Annotated in this window: 14 protein-coding genes; 12 read left to right on the top strand and 2 right to left on the bottom strand. The window is 70.5% G+C overall.

Annotated elements, in window-relative coordinates:
* Positions 1-19: 19 nt before the first annotated feature.
* The 10 genes from ABFX55_RS29815 to ABFX55_RS29770 all read left to right on the top strand — a co-directional run bounded on the left by ABFX55_RS29815 (position 20) and on the right by ABFX55_RS29770 (position 10,522).
* Complete coding sequence (locus ABFX55_RS29815; RefSeq protein WP_346126056.1) at positions 20-289, top strand: ribbon-helix-helix protein, CopG family; 270 nt, start codon at positions 20-22, stop codon at positions 287-289.
* On the top strand, positions 286-693 hold the full coding sequence (locus ABFX55_RS29810; RefSeq protein ID WP_346126055.1) for a PIN domain-containing protein: 408 nt from the start codon (positions 286-288) through the stop codon (positions 691-693). Before ABFX55_RS29815 ends, ABFX55_RS29810 begins: the two co-directional genes overlap by 4 nt.
* Before the next feature lie 98 nt (positions 694-791).
* Positions 792-1,685 (top strand): glycosyltransferase family 2 protein, encoded by an 894-nt coding sequence (locus ABFX55_RS29805; RefSeq protein ID WP_312895634.1) that lies wholly within the window; start codon positions 792-794, stop codon positions 1,683-1,685.
* Positions 1,682-2,737: a glycosyltransferase family 4 protein gene (locus tag ABFX55_RS29800; RefSeq protein WP_346126054.1), complete on the top strand. Its 1,056-nt coding sequence runs from the start codon at positions 1,682-1,684 to the stop codon at positions 2,735-2,737. The genes ABFX55_RS29805 and ABFX55_RS29800 overlap by 4 nt, the downstream gene beginning before the upstream one ends.
* Positions 2,738-2,750: 13 nt before the next feature.
* On the top strand, positions 2,751-3,563 hold the full coding sequence (locus tag ABFX55_RS29795) for a class I SAM-dependent methyltransferase (protein WP_346126053.1): 813 nt from the start codon (positions 2,751-2,753) through the stop codon (positions 3,561-3,563).
* Positions 3,560-4,441 carry a lysylphosphatidylglycerol synthase domain-containing protein gene (locus tag ABFX55_RS29790; RefSeq protein WP_346126052.1) on the top strand — a complete coding sequence of 294 codons (882 nt, stop codon included), beginning with the start codon at positions 3,560-3,562 and terminating at the stop codon, positions 4,439-4,441. The genes ABFX55_RS29795 and ABFX55_RS29790 overlap by 4 nt, the downstream gene beginning before the upstream one ends.
* A 63-nt stretch (positions 4,442-4,504) precedes the next feature.
* On the top strand, positions 4,505-5,623 hold the full coding sequence (locus ABFX55_RS29785) for a glycosyltransferase family 4 protein (RefSeq protein WP_346126051.1): 1,119 nt from the start codon (positions 4,505-4,507) through the stop codon (positions 5,621-5,623).
* A gap of 32 nt (positions 5,624-5,655) precedes the next feature.
* Positions 5,656-6,735 carry a mannose-1-phosphate guanylyltransferase gene (manB, locus tag ABFX55_RS29780; protein ID WP_428834772.1) on the top strand — a complete coding sequence of 360 codons (1,080 nt, stop codon included), beginning with the start codon at positions 5,656-5,658 and terminating at the stop codon, positions 6,733-6,735.
* Between the two features lie 31 nt (positions 6,736-6,766).
* Positions 6,767-7,636, top strand: a complete 870-nt coding sequence (locus ABFX55_RS29775; protein ID WP_379478938.1) for a DNA-3-methyladenine glycosylase family protein — start codon at positions 6,767-6,769, stop codon at positions 7,634-7,636.
* Positions 7,637-7,846: 210 nt separating this feature from the next.
* Positions 7,847-10,522 carry a bifunctional FO biosynthesis protein CofGH gene (locus ABFX55_RS29770; protein ID WP_346126049.1) on the top strand — a complete coding sequence of 892 codons (2,676 nt, stop codon included), beginning with the start codon at positions 7,847-7,849 and terminating at the stop codon, positions 10,520-10,522.
* 383 nt (positions 10,523-10,905) lie between these two features.
* Here the strand turns inward: ABFX55_RS29770 and ABFX55_RS29765 are convergent, their stop codons facing one another.
* Positions 10,906-12,210 (bottom strand): coenzyme F420-0:L-glutamate ligase, encoded by a 1,305-nt coding sequence (locus tag ABFX55_RS29765; protein WP_346126048.1) that lies wholly within the window; start codon positions 12,208-12,210, stop codon positions 10,906-10,908.
* Positions 12,207-13,145, bottom strand: a complete 939-nt coding sequence (gene cofD / locus ABFX55_RS29760) for a 2-phospho-L-lactate transferase (protein WP_346126047.1) — start codon at positions 13,143-13,145, stop codon at positions 12,207-12,209. Before cofD ends, ABFX55_RS29765 begins: the two co-directional genes overlap by 4 nt.
* 241 nt (positions 13,146-13,386) lie before the next feature.
* Here cofD and ABFX55_RS29755 point away from each other — a divergent pair, with 241 nt between their 5' ends.
* Positions 13,387-15,186, top strand: coding sequence for a hypothetical protein (locus ABFX55_RS29755; RefSeq protein ID WP_346126046.1), 1,800 nt, complete (start codon positions 13,387-13,389; stop codon positions 15,184-15,186).
* Between the two features lie 320 nt (positions 15,187-15,506).
* Positions 15,507-15,761, top strand: a complete 255-nt coding sequence (locus ABFX55_RS29750; protein WP_221241942.1) for a WhiB family transcriptional regulator — start codon at positions 15,507-15,509, stop codon at positions 15,759-15,761.
* Position 15,762: the final 1 nt, after the last annotated feature.

Here is a 15,762-nt window from a genome sequence, read left to right as displayed (position 1 = left end):
GCGGTGCTACCGTGGTCGCATGATGGCTGTGAAGAAGATCTCGATCTCGCTTCCCGAGGAGATTCTGGACGAGGTCGCCAGATTGGCCGAGCGTGAAGGGCTGAGCGTCTCCGCGTGGCTCACGCAGGCCGCCGGTCACGTCATCCGCAGGGAGGCGGGCCTGGCAGCCGTGCGCGAGTGGGAGGCCGAACACGGCGAGATCACGGATGACGAGCTCTCTGCGGCGGCGGCGGAGCTGGCCAGAGCCGACGCCGAGATGTTCGGCGATGTCGGAAAGCTGGCCGGATGAGGGCAGGAACCGTTCAGTCGGCGATCGTCTACGACGCCGGGGCGCTCATCGCGGCGGAATCTAATGATCGCCGGATGTGGGTGCGACACAGGCTGGCGGTCGGTGCGGGCCGGCACGTGATCCTTCCCGTGCCGGTGCTGGCTCAGGTGTGGCGGGGCTCGGCCAGGCAGGCGTCTCTCGCGCGGTTGCTGTTCGGCTGCGACATCGCGGACATGACGGAGGCCATGGGGCGCGACGTGGGAAAGCTGTGCGGAAAGGCAGGCAGTTCGGATGTCGTCGACGCCACGGTCGTCATGACGGCGATCCAGTGGAACGCGGCCATCGTCACCTCGGATCCAGGTGATCTTCACGCTCTTCTCGACGCCGCCAAGCCCGCCGTGCGTCCCTCGCTCATCGCCGTGTAGTCGGCGGAGCATCTTGACCGAGTGGAACCGGGGCGTGACAGGGAAGGGTACCCTCGTCCCACGTGAGCACGCTTGAGCCCCCCAAGACTGGATCCGCCGTGGAAGCTACGCCGTACGTCACGATCGTCCTGCCCTGTTACAACGAGCAGGACCACGTCCTTGACGAGGTCGAACGCATCACCAAGGCGATGGACTCAAGCGGCTACACCTACGAGCTCGTGGCGGTCGACGACTGCTCCACCGACGCGACGCTGGCCAGGCTCGAGGAGGCCGCGCCGCGCTTCCCGCACATGCGCATCCGCGCCTTCCACCGCAACGGCGGCTCGGGCACCGTCCGCAGGATCGGCACGCAGGAGGCGCGTGGCGAGATCGTGGTCTGGACCGACGCGGACATGACCTACCCGAACGAGCGCATCCCCGAGCTGGTCCAGATCCTGGAGAAGGACCAGACGGTCGACCAGGTGGTCGGCGCGCGCACCACCGAGGAGGGCTCGCACAAGCTCCTCAGGGTGCCCGCCAAGTGGGTGATCCGCAAGATCGCGGAGAAGCTGGCAGGGCAGAAGATCCCCGACCTCAACTCGGGGCTGAGGGCCTTCCGCAAGTCGGTGGCCAGGCCGTACCTCAGGCTGCTGCCCCCCGGCTTCTCGTGCGTCACGACGATCACGCTGTCGTTCCTGTCGAACCAGCACGACGTCTACTACCTGCCGATCGAGTACGCCAAGCGGGCGGGCAAGTCGAAGTTCAGCTTCGTCAGCGACGCCTACCGCTACATCCTGCAGGTGCTGCGGATGGTCATGTACTTCAACCCGCTCAAGGTGCTCATGCCGCCCGCCCTGTGGCTGGTGGGCATCGGGTTCGTCAAGTTCGTCACCGACATGGTGCGGACGCCCTTCTACATCCCGACGAACACCATCATGATCGTGCTGTCCGGCATGCTGATCGGCTCGGTGGCGCTGCTGGCCGACCTGATCGTGAGGTCGCGCGGCGAATGAGGATCGCGATCGTCGGCCCGACCTACCCCTACAAGGGCGGGGGCGCGCAGCACACCACCGAGCTGGCCCACAGGCTCGCGGCCATGGGCCACGACGTGGTGATCGAGTCGTGGAAGGCTCAGTACCCCTCCTTCCTCTACCCGGGGCAGCAGACGATCGACGTCCCCGAGGGCGAGCCGTACCCGCGCACGCACAGGCGGCTCGACTGGCGCAGGCCCGACGGCTGGGTGGCGGCGGGGCGGCGGCTCAGGAGCGCCGACCTGGTGATCCTCGCGGTGCTCAGCCCGGTACAGGTCCCCGCCTATCTCGGCATCCTGTCCGGCATCGGCCGTAGGACCAGGACGATCGCGCTGTGCCACAACGTCCTGCCCCACGAGCGCAAGCCGTGGGACGAGCCGCTGATGAAGGCGCTGCTCAAGCGGGTCGACGGCGTGCTGACCCACTCCGATCAGCAGGCCGGTCTCGCCGGGTCGCTCACGACCAAGCCGATCAGCACCGCCGCGCTCCCCCCGCACCTGCCGGCCAGGAGCGCCGCCAGAGCCGAGGGCACGCACCACAGGCTGCTCTTCTTCGGCATCGTCAGGCCGTACAAGGGGCTCGACCTGCTGCTCAGGGCGCTGCCTCCGGGTGTGGGGCTCACCGTGGCGGGCGAGTTCTGGGGCGGGCTTGACGACACCAGGGCGCTGATCGCCGAGCTGGGCATCGGCGACAGGGTGGAGCTGCGCCCCGGCTACGTGGCCGCCGACGAGGTGCCCGCGCTGTTCGCCCAGGCCGACGCGCTGGTCCTGCCGTACAGGAACGCCACGGCCAGCCAGAACGTGTGGCTCGGGCACGAGCACGGGGTGCCGGTGATCGCGACCAGGGTCGGCGCGCTGGCCGACAACGTCCGCGACGGCGTCGACGGCCTGCTGGTCGAGCCCGATGACGTCGAGGCGCTGCGCAAGGCGATCGAGCGTTTCTACGAGGACCCCGAGCGGCTGAGGGCGGGCGTCAGGGCCGTCGATCCCGAGCCGTTCTGGCGCACCTACACCGACACACTCCTTCGAGCCTGAGAGGATCGGGGACGTGGTGAAGGAGAAGCAGCTCGAGTACTCCGAGTTCCAGCCGGCGATGCTCGACGAAGCCAAGCGCAGGCGTAAGGCCGCGAAGATCATCGCAGTCCTCGAGCACTTTCACGGGCCGCTCGAAGGGCTGACCGTGGGCGACGTCGGCTGCTCGGCGGGGTTCATCGCCGACGAGCTCGCGGCCGCGGGCGCGGGGCGCACGCTCGGCATCGACATCGACGTGCCCGGCCTGCGCAAGGCCGCCGATCGCTTCGGCAAGCGGGTCGCCTTCATCTGCGGCGACGGCACCGCGCTGCCCTTCCCCGACGGCTCGGTCGACGTGCTGGTCTTCAACCACATCTACGAGCACGTCGTCGACCCCGACGCGGTCGTGGCCGAGATGCACAGGGTGCTGTCCGAGGACGGCGTCCTCTACCTGGGGCTCGGCAACAAGCTCGGCATCATGGAGCCGCACTACAAGCTGCCGTTCCTGTCGTACCTGCCCGCTTCCCTGGCCGACCGTTACGTGCGCGCCTCCGGCAGGGCCGACCACTACTACGAGCGCTTCCGCACCAGGCGGGGGCTGAGGAAGATGACCCGCGCCTTCTACGTGTGGGACTACACCTTCCCCGTGCTGGCCACCCCCACGGCGTTCGCGGGCGGCGAGCTGTTCCCCGGCGTGCTCGGCAGGATCGCGCAGGGCGTGCTGGCCCGCACGCCGCGGGCGGTGCTCAAGCTGATGCTGCCGCTGGTGCCCACCTACCTGTGGGTGGCCACCAAGCGGCCGCGCACGCCAGCCGGGGCCGCACTGCCGCAGCCGCCGGAGCGGCTGTGAAGAAGGCGGTACGGCTCGGCTTCCTGCTGGTCGCGCTCGGGTTCGGCGCCTGGGTCGTCGCCTCGCAGTGGGACGCGGTCGTCGCAGGGTTCGCCATGCTCACCTGGCCGATGCTGGCAGGCTCGCTCGTCTCGGTGGTCTTCGCGCTGCTCGCGGCCATGATGACGTGGCGGACCCTGCTGGCCGACCTGGGCTCGCCGCTGCCGCTCAGGCCCGCGGCGAAGGTGTTCTTCGTCGGCCAGCTCGGCAAGTACATCCCCGGCGCGGTCTGGCCCGTGCTCGCCCAGATGGAGATGGGCAAGGACCTCGGCGTGCCGCGCCCGCGCAGCGCGACGGCCTTCTTCCTGATGATGCCGATCCAGCTGGCCACCGGGCTGCTGGTCACGCTGGTCACGCTCGGCTGGGACCGCTTCGGATGGGCGCTGCTGTTCATCCCCGTGCTCCTGGTGCTCCTGGAGCCGAAGGTGATCAACGCGCTGATCGGCTTCGGGCTGCGCAGGCTCAGGCGCGAGCCGCTCGAGAGGCCGCTCAGCCGCAGGGGCATGCTCACGGCGCTGGCGTGGGCGCTGGCCGGATGGGGCGCCTACGGCGTGCACCTGTTCCTCCTGGCCGCCGACATGGGGGCCTCGGGAGGGCTGCTGTTCGCCATCGGCGCGTTCGCGCTGACGTGGTGCCTGGGCATCATGACCTTCGTCGTGCCCGCGGGGGCGGGGGTGCGCGAGGCGGCCATGGTGGCGGTGCTGTCGCCCGTCCTCGACCGCGGCTCGGCGATCGCCCTCGCGCTGTGCTCCCGCATGGTGATCATCCTGGCCGATCTCATCTGCGCCGCCGCGGCGGGAGCCGCCGCGAGAGCCACAGTGGACCGTAATCCCGTGTGATTTGCCCCACCGGGTCGTAGGGTTGGAGTCGGACGAGGGTCTTCTGGGGAGGGATCTTTCGTGATGCCCCGAGTGCTCATCGACGCGGCGGCCGTACACGCCGACCGCGGCGCGCTCAACCGGTACGTCGATGGGCTGGTCGGCGGGCTCCACCGGGCCGGCGCCGATGTGAGTGTGGTCTGTCAGCGGGCCGACGCCGACAGGTACAGCAGGATCGCCCCCTCCGCGAGGGTGGTGCAGGGTCCTGTCTCCATCGCCAACACGGGCGCCAGGCTGGCGTGGGAGCAGACCGGCCTGCCGGTGATCGCCCAGCGGGTGGGCGCGCAGGTGATCCACACGCCCTACTACTCCATGCCGCTGCGCTCCGGGGTGCCGGCCGTGGTGACCGTCCACGACGTCACCTGGTTCACCGAGCAGGAGCGGCACGCCACGGTCAAGGCGTCGTTCTTCAGGTCGGCCACCCGCACCGCCGTACGGCACGCGCAGCGGGTGATCGTGCCGTCCAAGGCGACGAGGGACGAGCTGATCAGGGTGCTGGCCGCCGACCCGACCAGGATCGACGTCGCCTACCACGGCGTCGACCACGAGATCTTCCACGCGCCGACCGAGCTGGAGAGCAGAAGGGTGGCCGACAGGCTGGCCCTGCACGGCCAGCCGTACGTCGCCTTCCTCGGCGCGCTCGAGCCGCGCAAGAACGTGCCGAACCTGATCAGAGGCTTCGCCAGAGCGGTCGAGCGCCTTGCGAACCCACCCGCGCTGGTCATCGTCGGCGGCATCCACGAGGACGACGTCGACGCGGCCGTCAGCGAGGTGGAGGCCACGGTGAAGGTGGTCCGCCCCGGTTATCTGTCCTACGCCGACCTGCCCGGCTTCCTGGGCGGCGCCCTGGTGGTGGCCTTCCCCTCGCGCGGCGAGGGGTTCGGGCTGCCGGTGCTCGAGGCGATGGCCTGCGGCGCGCCCGTGCTGACCACGCACCGCACCTCCCTGCCCGAGGTGGGGGGCGACGCGGTCGCCTACACCGAGCCCGATCCCGACAGCATCGCCGCCGCGCTGGGGCAGCTCCTGGCCGCGCCCGACCGGCGCGAACAGCTGGCCGCGGCGGGTCTCGCGAGGGCGAGGGAGTTCAGCTGGGACGCCTCCGCCCAGGCACATCTGCAGTCGTATCAACGCGCGGTCGAATAGTTGGGTAACCTCACGGGGTGATGGAGAGCTCTTTGCCGGACCTCGAGGCGATTCTCCTGGTCGGGGGCCAGGGCACCCGCCTGCGTCCGTTGACGCTGGGCACGCCCAAACCGTTGCTGCCCACGGCGGGGGTTCCCTTCCTGGCGCACCAGCTCGCGCAGGCCCGCTCCTTCGGCGTGCGGCGCATCGTGTTCGCCACCTCCTACAAGGCCTCGATGTTCGAGCCGGTCTTCGGCGACGGATCCTCGCTGGGTCTCGAGCTGGTCTACATGACCGAGGAGACACCGCTCGGCACGGGTGGGGCGATCCGCAACGCCGCGCAGGCGCTGACCGTGGGCCCTGGCGATCCTGTGCTGATCCTCAACGGCGACATCCTCTCGGGGCACGACGTCGGAGACCAGGTCAGGCAGCACGTCGTCCGTGAGGCCGCGGTCACGCTGCACCTGACCGAGGTGGAGGACCCCACGCGCTTCGGCTGCGTGCCGACCGACGCCTCGGGGCGGGTCACCGCCTTCCTGGAGAAGACCCCCCATCCCGTGACCAACCGCATCAACGCCGGATGCTACGTCTTCACCCGCTCGGTGATCGACTCGATCCCCGAGGGGCAGGTCGTGTCGGTCGAGCGCGAGACGTTCCCCTCGCTGATCGAGTCGGGCGCGCTCGTGCTCGGCTACGCCGACAGCAGCTACTGGCTCGACGTCGGCACCCCCGCCGCCTTCGTCAAGGGCTCACGCGACCTGGTGCTGGGCAGGCTGAGCTCGCCCGCGCTCCCCGGGCCCACCGGTGAGTGCCTGTCGCTCGAAGGCGCCGTCGTCTCGCCCGAGGCCAAGGTCGTGGGCGGTTCGGTGGTCGGGGCGCGGGCCGTGGTCGAGGCCGGAGCCTCGGTGAGCGGCAGCGTGCTGGGCGACGGCTGCGTGATCGAGGCGGGGGCGACCGTGGTCGACTCCCTCGTCGGTCTCGGCGCCAGGATCTCCAAGGGCGCCGTGGTGCGCGACGCGGTGATCGGCGACGGCGCGACCGTCGGCGCGGGCAACGAGCTGAAGGCGGGCGCGCGGGTCTGGCCTGGCGTGATCCTGCCCGAGTGCGCCGTGCGCTTCTCCAGCGACGCCTGACCTGCTCATGCGGTACGGCGGGCAGACTGGAATGGTGCGCGAGCGTCGTTACGAGATGCCCGTCGACCTGGCCGCGCTGCTGGGCCCGCACCAGCATGGCGGTTACGACCCCACCTGGCAGCGCACGGGCGACGGCGCGTTCTGGATGACCAAGCGCACGCCCGACGGCCCCGGAACGCTCCGCCTCACCAGGCACGGCGGCCAGGCGTGGGGCGCGGGAGCCGCGTGGCTGCTCGACTCACTCCCTGGTCTCGTCGGCGCCGACGACGACCTGTCGGGCTTCGCCGTGCACCACGAGGTGCTCAAGGGGCTCGCCGTGCCGCGCATCGGCAGGAGCGGGCTGGTGTTCGAGGCGCTGGTGCCCGCCGTTCTCGAGCAGAAGGTGGTCGGGAGGGAGGCGTGGCGCGCGTGGCGGTACCTGCTGCGCAAGTACGGCACGCAGCCCCCTGGCCCCGCACCCGAGGGCATGAGGGTGATGCCCGAGCCCGAGGTGTGGCGGCAGATCCCGGCATGGGACTGGCACAGGGCGGGGGCCGAGGCCGTGCGCGCCAGGACGATCGCGACGGCCGCCTGGCACGCGGCCAAACTGGAGGCCGCCGCCGACTCCGCCTCGCTCGACCGCCTGCTGCGGGCGTTGCCCGGCATCGGGGTGTGGACGTCGGCGGAGGTTCGGCAGCGCTGCTTCGGTGACGCTGACGCGGTGAGCGTCGGGGACTTCCACCTGGCCAAGATCGTGGGCTGGGCGCTGACAGGCGAGAAGGCCGACGACGCGGAGATGATGCGGCTGCTGGAGCCGTACAGAGGGCATAGGCACAGGGCCTGCGTACTGGTCGGGCTCAGTGGGCTGAGGCCGCCCGCACGCGGGCCTAGGCTGTCCGCCCGGGACTACCGTTCCTTCTGAACGGCGACCTGCGCCAGTCCCTACCATCGCGGGTGTCGCTGCCGAAGAACGGGCCGACAACGGCGAGAACGGCGATCAGGCTGAGGATGAAGATCCAGGACATGGTGTGCTCCTTCGTTCTCTCCAATTATCTGCTCTTGCATCTATTTACGTCTATCGAGACTTTCTACGGCAGACCCTTCAGCTTTGCTTAACAGCTAATGTGCCGGTATGACCTATGTCAGCGATTCCGCCCTCCGCCGGGCCCTCGCCAGGGCCCGTGACGGCAAGGCGCTCGACCTCACCGAGGCCACCGTGCTGCTCCAGGCGAGGGACGAGCACCTCGACGCTCTTCTGGAACACGCCTCACGCGTGCGTGACGCCAACGGTCGCAACGGCGTCATCACCTACAGCAAGAAGGTCTTCATCCCCCTGACCAGGTTGTGCAGGGACCGGTGCGGCTACTGCACCTTCGCCACCGCGCCCGGCAAGCTGCCCGACGCCTTCCTCAGCCCCGACGAGGTGCTGGAGATCGCCAGGCAGGGTGCGGCCATGGGATGCAAGGAGGCGTTGTTCACGCTTGGCGACCGTCCGGAGGACCGCTGGCACCAGGCCCGCTCGTGGCTGGACGCCCACGGCTACGACGACACGCTCTCGTACGTGCGCGCGATGGCGATCAGGGTGCTGGAGGAGACCGGCCTGCTGCCGCACCTCAACCCCGGAGTGCTGACCTGGCGCGACTTCCAGCGGCTCAAGCCGGTCGCGCCGTCCATGGGCATGATGCTGGAGACCACGTCGCGCGCCCTGTTCGAGACCAAGGGCGCGGCCCACTACGGCTCTCCCGACAAGGACCCCGCCGTACGGCTGCGCGTCCTGGAGGACGCGGGGCGCTCCAACGTGCCCTTCACCACCGGCATCCTCATCGGCATCGGGGAGACCATCGAGGACAGGGCGGAGTCGATCTTCGCGATCCGCCGGGTGGCCCGCGAGTACGGCGGCATCCAGGAGGTCATCGTCCAGAACTTCCGCGCCAAGCAGGACACGGCGATGCGCGGACTGCCCGACGCCTCGCTCCAGGAGCTGGCGGCCACGATCGCCGTGACGCGCCTGGTGCTCGGGCCGAAGATGCGGGTCCAGGCGCCGCCCAACCTGGTCGACTCGGAGTACGCGCTCATGATCAGGGCGGGGATCGACGACTGGGGCGGCGTCTCGCCCCTCACGCCCGACCACGTCAACCCCGAGCGCCCCTGGCCGCACATCGACGAACTGGCCACCCGTACGGCCGAGGCCGGGTTCGTCCTGAGGGAGCGGCTGACGATCTACCCCGAGTACGTGCTGGCCGGGGAGCCCTGGCTCGACCCCAGGCTCTTCGCGCACGTGGAGGCGCTGGCCGACCCGGCGACGGGTCTCGCCCTCGAGGACGCGCCGCTCGTGGGCCGTCCGTGGCAGGAGCCCGACGGAGGGTTCGCGGCCGCCGGCCGTACGGACCTGCACGTCGAGGTGGACACCTCGGGGCGGACGAACGACAGGCGCGACGACTTCGACAACGTCTACGGCGACTGGGACGCCCTGCGCGACCGCCTCGCCGCGCCCGCCGCGCCCGGCGCGCTCCTGGCGGACGGCTTCCCGCAGGAGACGCCCGCCTCTTCGGCAGCGGGAAGCTCCCAGGAGACGCCCGCCTTGTCCACGGCGGCCGGCGACCTCGGGTCGTCTCGGAACCTGGCCCCTGGCGTCGGGGTCATGGGGGACGTCGCCGAGGCGCTGCGACAGGCCGAGCGCGCCCCCGCGAGCCTCACCGACGCCCAGGCCGTCGCGCTGCTCGCCGCCGAGGGCGACGCGCTGGAGGAGCTCACCCGCCTGGCCGACCACCTCAGGCGCGAGAGCGTGGGCGACGACGTCACCTACGTCGTCAACCGCAACATCAACTTCACCAACGTCTGCTACACCGGCTGCAGGTTCTGCGCCTTCGCCCAGCGCAGGACCGACGCCGACGCCTACACCCTCTCCCTCGACCAGGTGGCCGACCGCGCCCAGGAGGGCTGGGAGGCGGGGGCGACCGAGGTGTGCATGCAGGGCGGCATCCACCCTGACCTCCCGGGCACCGCCTACTTCGACATCGCCCGCGCGGTGAAGGCCAGGACGCCTGACATGCACGTCCACGCCTTCTCGCCGATGGAGGTCATCAACGGGGCGAGCCGGACGAACCTGTCCGTCGAGGACTGGCTGACCGCCGCCAAGGAGGCGGGGGTGGACTCGCTGCCCGGCACCGCAGCGGAGATCCTGGACGACGACGTGCGCTGGGTGCTGACCAAGGGCAAGCTGCCCACCCGCGAGTGGATCGACGTCATCACCACCGCGCACCGCGTGGGCATCCCGACGACCTCGACCATGATGTACGGCCACGTCGACACCCACCTGCACTGGGTGCAGCACATCAAGCTGATCAGGCGGTTGCAGGAGCAGACGGGCGGCTTCTCCGAGTTCGTGCTGCTGCCGTTCGTCCATCACAGCGCGCCCATCTACCTGGCGGGCGTCGCCCGTCCCGGGCCCACCGCCAGGGAGAACCGCGCGGTGCACGCGCTGGCGAGGATCCTGCTGCACGGGGCGATCGCCAACATCCAGTGCTCCTGGGTCAAGTTGCGCGACGACCTGTGCCGCGAGGTGCTCCAGGGCGGGGTGAACGACCTCGGCGGCACGCTCATGGAGGAGACGATCAGCCGCATGGCGGGGTCGGAGAACGGCTCGTACAAGACCATCTCGGAGATCGCCGAGATGGTCGCCCCGACGGGCCGCCCACTCCGGCAGCGCACCACGGAGTACGGCACGCCGACGGCCGAACGGCTGGCGGCCTCGGCGGCCAGCGACGGCGTCTGCCGCAGCGTCCGCCGCACCCTCCCCGTCGTCTGACCCCTTCCCGAAGCCCCGACCTCCGGAAACCCGCAGGTTCTCCGGGGGCTCGGCCTTCGAGGAACCTCGGGCCTCCCAGGGACTCAGGTCTTCGAGGTCCGCGAGCGCCTTGGTTCTCGGGGGCCTCGGGCCTCCCAGGGGTTCGGGTCTTCGAGGTCCGCGAGCGCCTTGGTTCTCGGGGGCCTCGGGCCTCCCAGGGGTTCGGGTCTTCGAGGTCCGCGGGGGCCGTAGCTCTCAGGGACCTCGGGTTACCCGTGCCTCGGGTCACGGAGGTTCTTCGGGATACATCGGGTTCGCGGGGCCTGGTTCTCGGGGGGAGATCGGAGGAGACTCTCCTCCCGAAAACCGAGGGTCTCGGAGGCCGCGCTCCGGTCAGCCGAAGGTCAGCGGGTGACGATGAAGTCGGCGGCGTCGCGGGGGGCGCGGTCGCGGGGAGGGGCGGCGGCGTGGCCGACCGCGACGCACCCCATCGGGTCCCACGAGTCGGGCAGGTCGAGCACCTGCCTGACCACCGGACGGCAGAACATCGTGGACGACACCCACGCCGACCCGAGCCCCTCCACGGCCAGCTGCACCAGGAAGTTCTCCACGCCCGCCCCCATCGCCACCACGAACATCTCCCGCTCGGAGGCGTTGCGGCGGTCGTCGCGGTAGGTGTGGGAGCCCTCCATGACCAGGCACGGCACCACGAGGTACGGCGCCTCGCGCAGCACGTCGCCCCTGCGGATCCGCTTGGCGATGGACTCCTCGCTGAACCCGTCGCCCTTCAGGTCGGCGATCCAGGCCTCGCGCATGGCGTCGACCAGCTTGAGCCGGGTGTCGGCCGACTCCACCAGGACGAAACGCCACGGTGTGGTGTGGTGCGGGGCGGGGGCCGCGATGCCGGCCGCCACCGCCCGCCGTACGGCCTCGGGGTCGACGGGGTCGGCGGAGAACTGCCTGATCGTACGGCGGGCGAAGACCACCTCGCGCGAGCCGTAGCGGAACATGTCCTCGTCGGCGGGGCGGATCAGCGGCCTGACGCCAGGCCCGTCGTCGTCGGTGACCAGGTGTCCGAGGCCGCGGACGACCGCGATGGGCACGCCGTCGAGCTTGCCCTTGACCAGCTCGGCGGCGGCGGCGACCTCGTCGACCAGCGCGGTGACGGTGGCGTTGAGCGGGTTGCCGTGGGTGTCGGTGCCGCCCCTGAAGTCCTCGAGGGGGCGCACGCCCGCCGCGCCGATGGCCACGTCGGTGAGGCCGTGGCGCCACGGGCGGCCGAAGGTGTCGGAGATGATGACGCCGACCCGGCCGCCGAGCGCCGCCCTGACGCGCCGGGCGGAGGCGTCGGAGTCGTCGGGCAGCAGCAGCACGGTGCCGGGCTCGGTGTTGGAGGCGTCGACGCCCGCGGCGGCCATGACGAAGCCGTGGCGGGTCTGCGAGATGACGGTGTCGCCGCGCCTGGCGACGACGCGCTCGGTCTCCTCGGCGATGGCGTCGGCGCGGTCGGCGCCCTGGCGGACGCGTCCCTCGGCCTTGCTGACGATCTTGGAGGTGATGACGAGGATGTCGCCGTCGCGCAGCTCCTCGTCAGGCGGGAGCGCCGCCTTCAGCAGCGCGGCGAGGTCGTCGCCGGGGCGGACCTCGCCGATGCCGTGGACGCCGAAGACCTGGAAGCCCTGCAGGGAGGCGGAGGCGGGGTGGGTCATCGGCTGAGCTCCTGGGCGAGGGTGAGGGCGGCGCGGGCGAGCTCCGCGGTGGCGTCGGGGTCGCTCATGAGCAGCGGACGGGGCTCCACGCGCACCCCCTCGAGCGCGACCGAGGAGTCCTCGGGCGCGACGAGCCAGCCGTCGAGCAGGTCGGACCCGTAGAGCGACAGCACCGCCTGCGCGCTGGTCTCCACGCCGATCGCCGTCAGGCACGCGTCGGCCATGCCGCGCACGGGCGCGCCGCCGATGATGGGGGAGACGCCCACGACGGTCTTGCCGGCCAGCGCCTCGCGGATGCCGGGGATCTGCAGGATGGTGCCGATGCTCACCACCGGGTTGGACGGCGGGAGGATCACGAAGTCGGCGGCCTCGATGGCGGCCAGCACGCCGGGGGCGGGGGAGGCGGTGTCGGCGCCGACGAGCGCGATGGACTCGGCGGGGACCGAGGCGCGCAGGCGCACCCACCACTCCTGGAAGTGGACGGCGCGGCGGCCCTGCTCGTCGGTGATGACGACGTGGGTCTCACAGCGGTCGTCGCTCATCGGCAGCAGCCGCACCCCTGGCTGCCACCGGTCGCAGAGGGCCTCGGTGACCTGGGAGAGGGTGTAGCCCGCCTCGAGCATCTGCGAGCGCACGATGTGGGTGGCGAAGTCGCGGTCGCCGAGGCCGAACCACTGCGGCTCGACGCCGTAGGCGGCCAGCTCCTCCTTGACGACGTGGCTCTCCTTCTCACGCCCCCAGCCCTGCTCCTCGTTGATGCCGCCGCCGAGCGTGTACATCACGGTGTCGAGGTCGGGACAGACCCGCAGGCCGAAGAGGGTGATGTCGTCACCGGTGTTGCCGATGACGGTGATCTCGGCGTCGGGGGCGGCGGCACGCAGGCCGCGCAGGAAGCGGGCTCCGCCGATGCCACCGGCTAGGGACACGATACGCATGCGGCCAGTCTTCCACCCCCCTCCGACAGCCTGTCTGGAGAGGCAGCCTTCCCTTCCTGTTGTCCCGAAATTTCGGTGTATTAGAGCTGATCGGGGACTATTGGGATAGATGAGCTTGCTGGGACTCCCGCCACCAAAGTCAGGTATGTGGCAAACTCCCCTCGGGTGGTAAGCCACCAGCTGGGGGTAACGAGTGAGCAAAATAGACGTCAGCCGACTCAGGGAGCCGGCTGCATGGATCATGCTTGCGGTCGCGGCGGGAAACGTTCTCATCGCGCTCTTGCAGATGCTGGTCGCAGAGTCGGGGACCATGACCTCGCTGCTGGTGCGCGCGCGCCTGGTGCAGGGTGAGCTGACCAGTCCGGTCGCCGCCGCCCTCGCGGTCGGCGCCGTGGTGCTGGTCACCAGGTTCGGCGACCCGGCGCCCAAGGCGAAGACGATCGCCTACGGCGCGGCGGGCACGCTGGCCGCGGGCGCCTTCTTCGGCGCGATCGCGCTGCTCCTCGGTCTGTTCTCGGGGATGGGCTTCATGAGCCTGCTCTCCTTCGTGGTGCAGGGCGTGCCGACCCTCGCGCTCACCGCCATCGCGCTGGTCTACCTCCTGCCGCAGGTGATCACCGCACGCCCCGCCGCCCCCGCGTTCGGCGGGTACGGCCAGCAGTACCCCCAGCAGGGCTACGCCCAGCAGCCGCCGGTGCAGCAGCCGGCCACGGGCGGCCAGCCGTACGGCCAGCAGCCCGCCGCACAGCCGCAGTACGGCCAGCAGCCCCCGAGCCAGCAGGCCCCGAGTCACCAAGCCCCTGGTCACCAGCAGCCTCCGAGCCAGCAGTCGCAGAGCCAGGCGCCACAGGGCGCTGGTTACGCGCAGCAGCCGCCGAGTTACGGCGGCCAGCCGGGCTACGAGCAGCAGCCGGGCTTCGACCAGCGCGGTTACGAGCAGCAGGGTTACGAGCAGCAGCCGCAGAGCCAGGCCCCGCAGGGCTACGAGCAGCACGGTTACGGCAACGAGGCCTACCAGCCGCCCCAGCACTCCCAGGCGCACCAACAGGGCCACCAGGCGGTCCAGGGACACTCGTCCCAGGCCCAGTCGCCCCAGCAGCCTCAGCAGCCTCAGCAGGAGGCCTACCAGCCGCCCAGGCACGAGCTGCCCGCCCTGCCCGCCGCGCCCACGCCGGTGCAGCAGCCCGAGCAGCAGGCTCCCGCCTACACGCCGGCCGAGACGCCCCAGAACGCCTACGCCGCGGACCCGAACCCGTACGCGCCGCAGGAGCAGAGCTCGTACGCTCAGCAGGAGCAGAGCTCGTACGCTCAGCAGGAGCCGAACTCCTACGGTCAGCAGGAGCCGAGCGGCTATACCCCCTCGGAGACGCTGCCGAGCAACGGGTACGCGCCGCCGCAGGAGTACCAGCCGGCCCCTTACGTGCCAGCCGACAGCCTGCCCAACGCCTACACGCCGTCGCACAGCACGCCGAACGTCTACGAGCCGCAGCCCTACCAGCCGGCCGACACCGCGCCGGGCTCGTCCTACCAGCAGCCCGAGCCTTACCAGCAGCAGTCCGCCGAGCCCTACCGGGCGGCCGACGGCTACCAGCCGTCCGACGCGGGGCAGGGGGCGCCGTACCAGCAGCAGGAGCCTCAGCAGCCCTACTACGAGCAGCCTCCCGCCTTCGAGCCGCAGGGCGGCAGCCCCTTCACCGGCTACTCGGGTCAGGAGTACGCCCAGCAGGCCCAGCCGCACTACGGCGAGCCCGACCCGCCCGTCGACCCGCGCTCGCAGCAGATGCTGCACGCCTACCAGCAGGCCGAGACCTACCAGCAGTCCAACGCGGGCACCCATCCGCAACTGCACTTCGACCCCGCGCAGCCGTACCAGCAGTCGTACGACGACCCGTTCGGCCACCCGCAGACCCCGCCGGCGCCCCCCTACCAGCAGGGGCCGCACGCGGACTCGACGCTCAGGTTCGACCAGAGCGGCTACCGCCCTGGTGACGACCCGATCGACCCCACGGCGATCTACACGCCGAACGATCCGCGCCGGTAAGACTTCGGTCAACACGGGATAGAGAGAAGGTGGGCCCTGGGCGGGCGTCAAGCCTGCCCTGGTACGGTTCCGACCGCTGACAGCGTTGATGAAGTCACGTCAAGGCCATGGAATCCGGTTTCGGCCGGTCCCGAACAGCACATGGCAAGCACACCGGGGCGAGAGGGTCTTTCCCCGGATACCGGCATGCCGCTTGACGTTACCTACGGCACGCGCGTGTAATTACAGCCATGTTGTTACGCCTCCAGGGTGGGTATGAAGGAGGCGTTCATGGGGGGCTCCATTGCGGGCGGGCGGCAGGGAGGTGTGCAGTGACCGAGTTGGTGGTCATCGCACAGGAACAGCTTGACGCTGAAGAACTCGGCTGGCAGGAGCGCGCACTGTGCGCGCAGACTGACCCTGAGGCGTTCTTCCCGGAGAAGGGTGGCTCCACCAGAGAGGCCAAAAAGGTGTGCCGTTCCTGCGAGGTGCGGGCCGAGTGTCTTGAATACGCACTCGAGCACGACGAGCGGTTCGGCATCTGGGGTGGGCTGTCCGAGCGGGAACGCCGAAGGATCAAGAAGGCGGCCGTCTAGG

Source organism: Nonomuraea roseola, assembly GCF_039535395.1.
Taxonomy (GTDB): domain Bacteria; phylum Actinomycetota; class Actinomycetes; order Streptosporangiales; family Streptosporangiaceae; genus Nonomuraea; species Nonomuraea roseola.
Note: the sequence above shows the minus strand (reverse complement) of the source record. Positions and strands in the feature narration are given on the sequence as shown.

What these genes read in the sequence shown, in the direction of transcription:
- ABFX55_RS29815 (WP_346126056.1), top strand. Translation starts at nt 20, where the DNA reads ATGATGGCTGTGAAGAAGATCTCGATCTCGCTTCCCGAGGAGATTCTG.
- ABFX55_RS29785 (WP_346126051.1), top strand. Translation starts at nt 4,505, where the DNA reads ATGCCCCGAGTGCTCATCGACGCGGCGGCCGTACACGCCGACCGCGGC.
- ABFX55_RS29770 (WP_346126049.1), top strand. Translation starts at nt 7,847, where the DNA reads ATGACCTATGTCAGCGATTCCGCCCTCCGCCGGGCCCTCGCCAGGGCC.
- ABFX55_RS29755 (WP_346126046.1), top strand. Translation starts at nt 13,387, where the DNA reads ATGCTTGCGGTCGCGGCGGGAAACGTTCTCATCGCGCTCTTGCAGATG.
- cofD (WP_346126047.1), bottom strand. Translation starts at nt 13,145, where the DNA reads ATGCGTATCGTGTCCCTAGCCGGTGGCATCGGCGGAGCCCGCTTCCTG.
- ABFX55_RS29775 (WP_379478938.1), top strand. Translation starts at nt 6,767, where the DNA reads ATGGTGCGCGAGCGTCGTTACGAGATGCCCGTCGACCTGGCCGCGCTG.
- ABFX55_RS29810 (WP_346126055.1), top strand. Translation starts at nt 286, where the DNA reads ATGAGGGCAGGAACCGTTCAGTCGGCGATCGTCTACGACGCCGGGGCG.
- ABFX55_RS29765 (WP_346126048.1), bottom strand. Translation starts at nt 12,210, where the DNA reads ATGACCCACCCCGCCTCCGCCTCCCTGCAGGGCTTCCAGGTCTTCGGC.
- ABFX55_RS29800 (WP_346126054.1), top strand. Translation starts at nt 1,682, where the DNA reads ATGAGGATCGCGATCGTCGGCCCGACCTACCCCTACAAGGGCGGGGGC.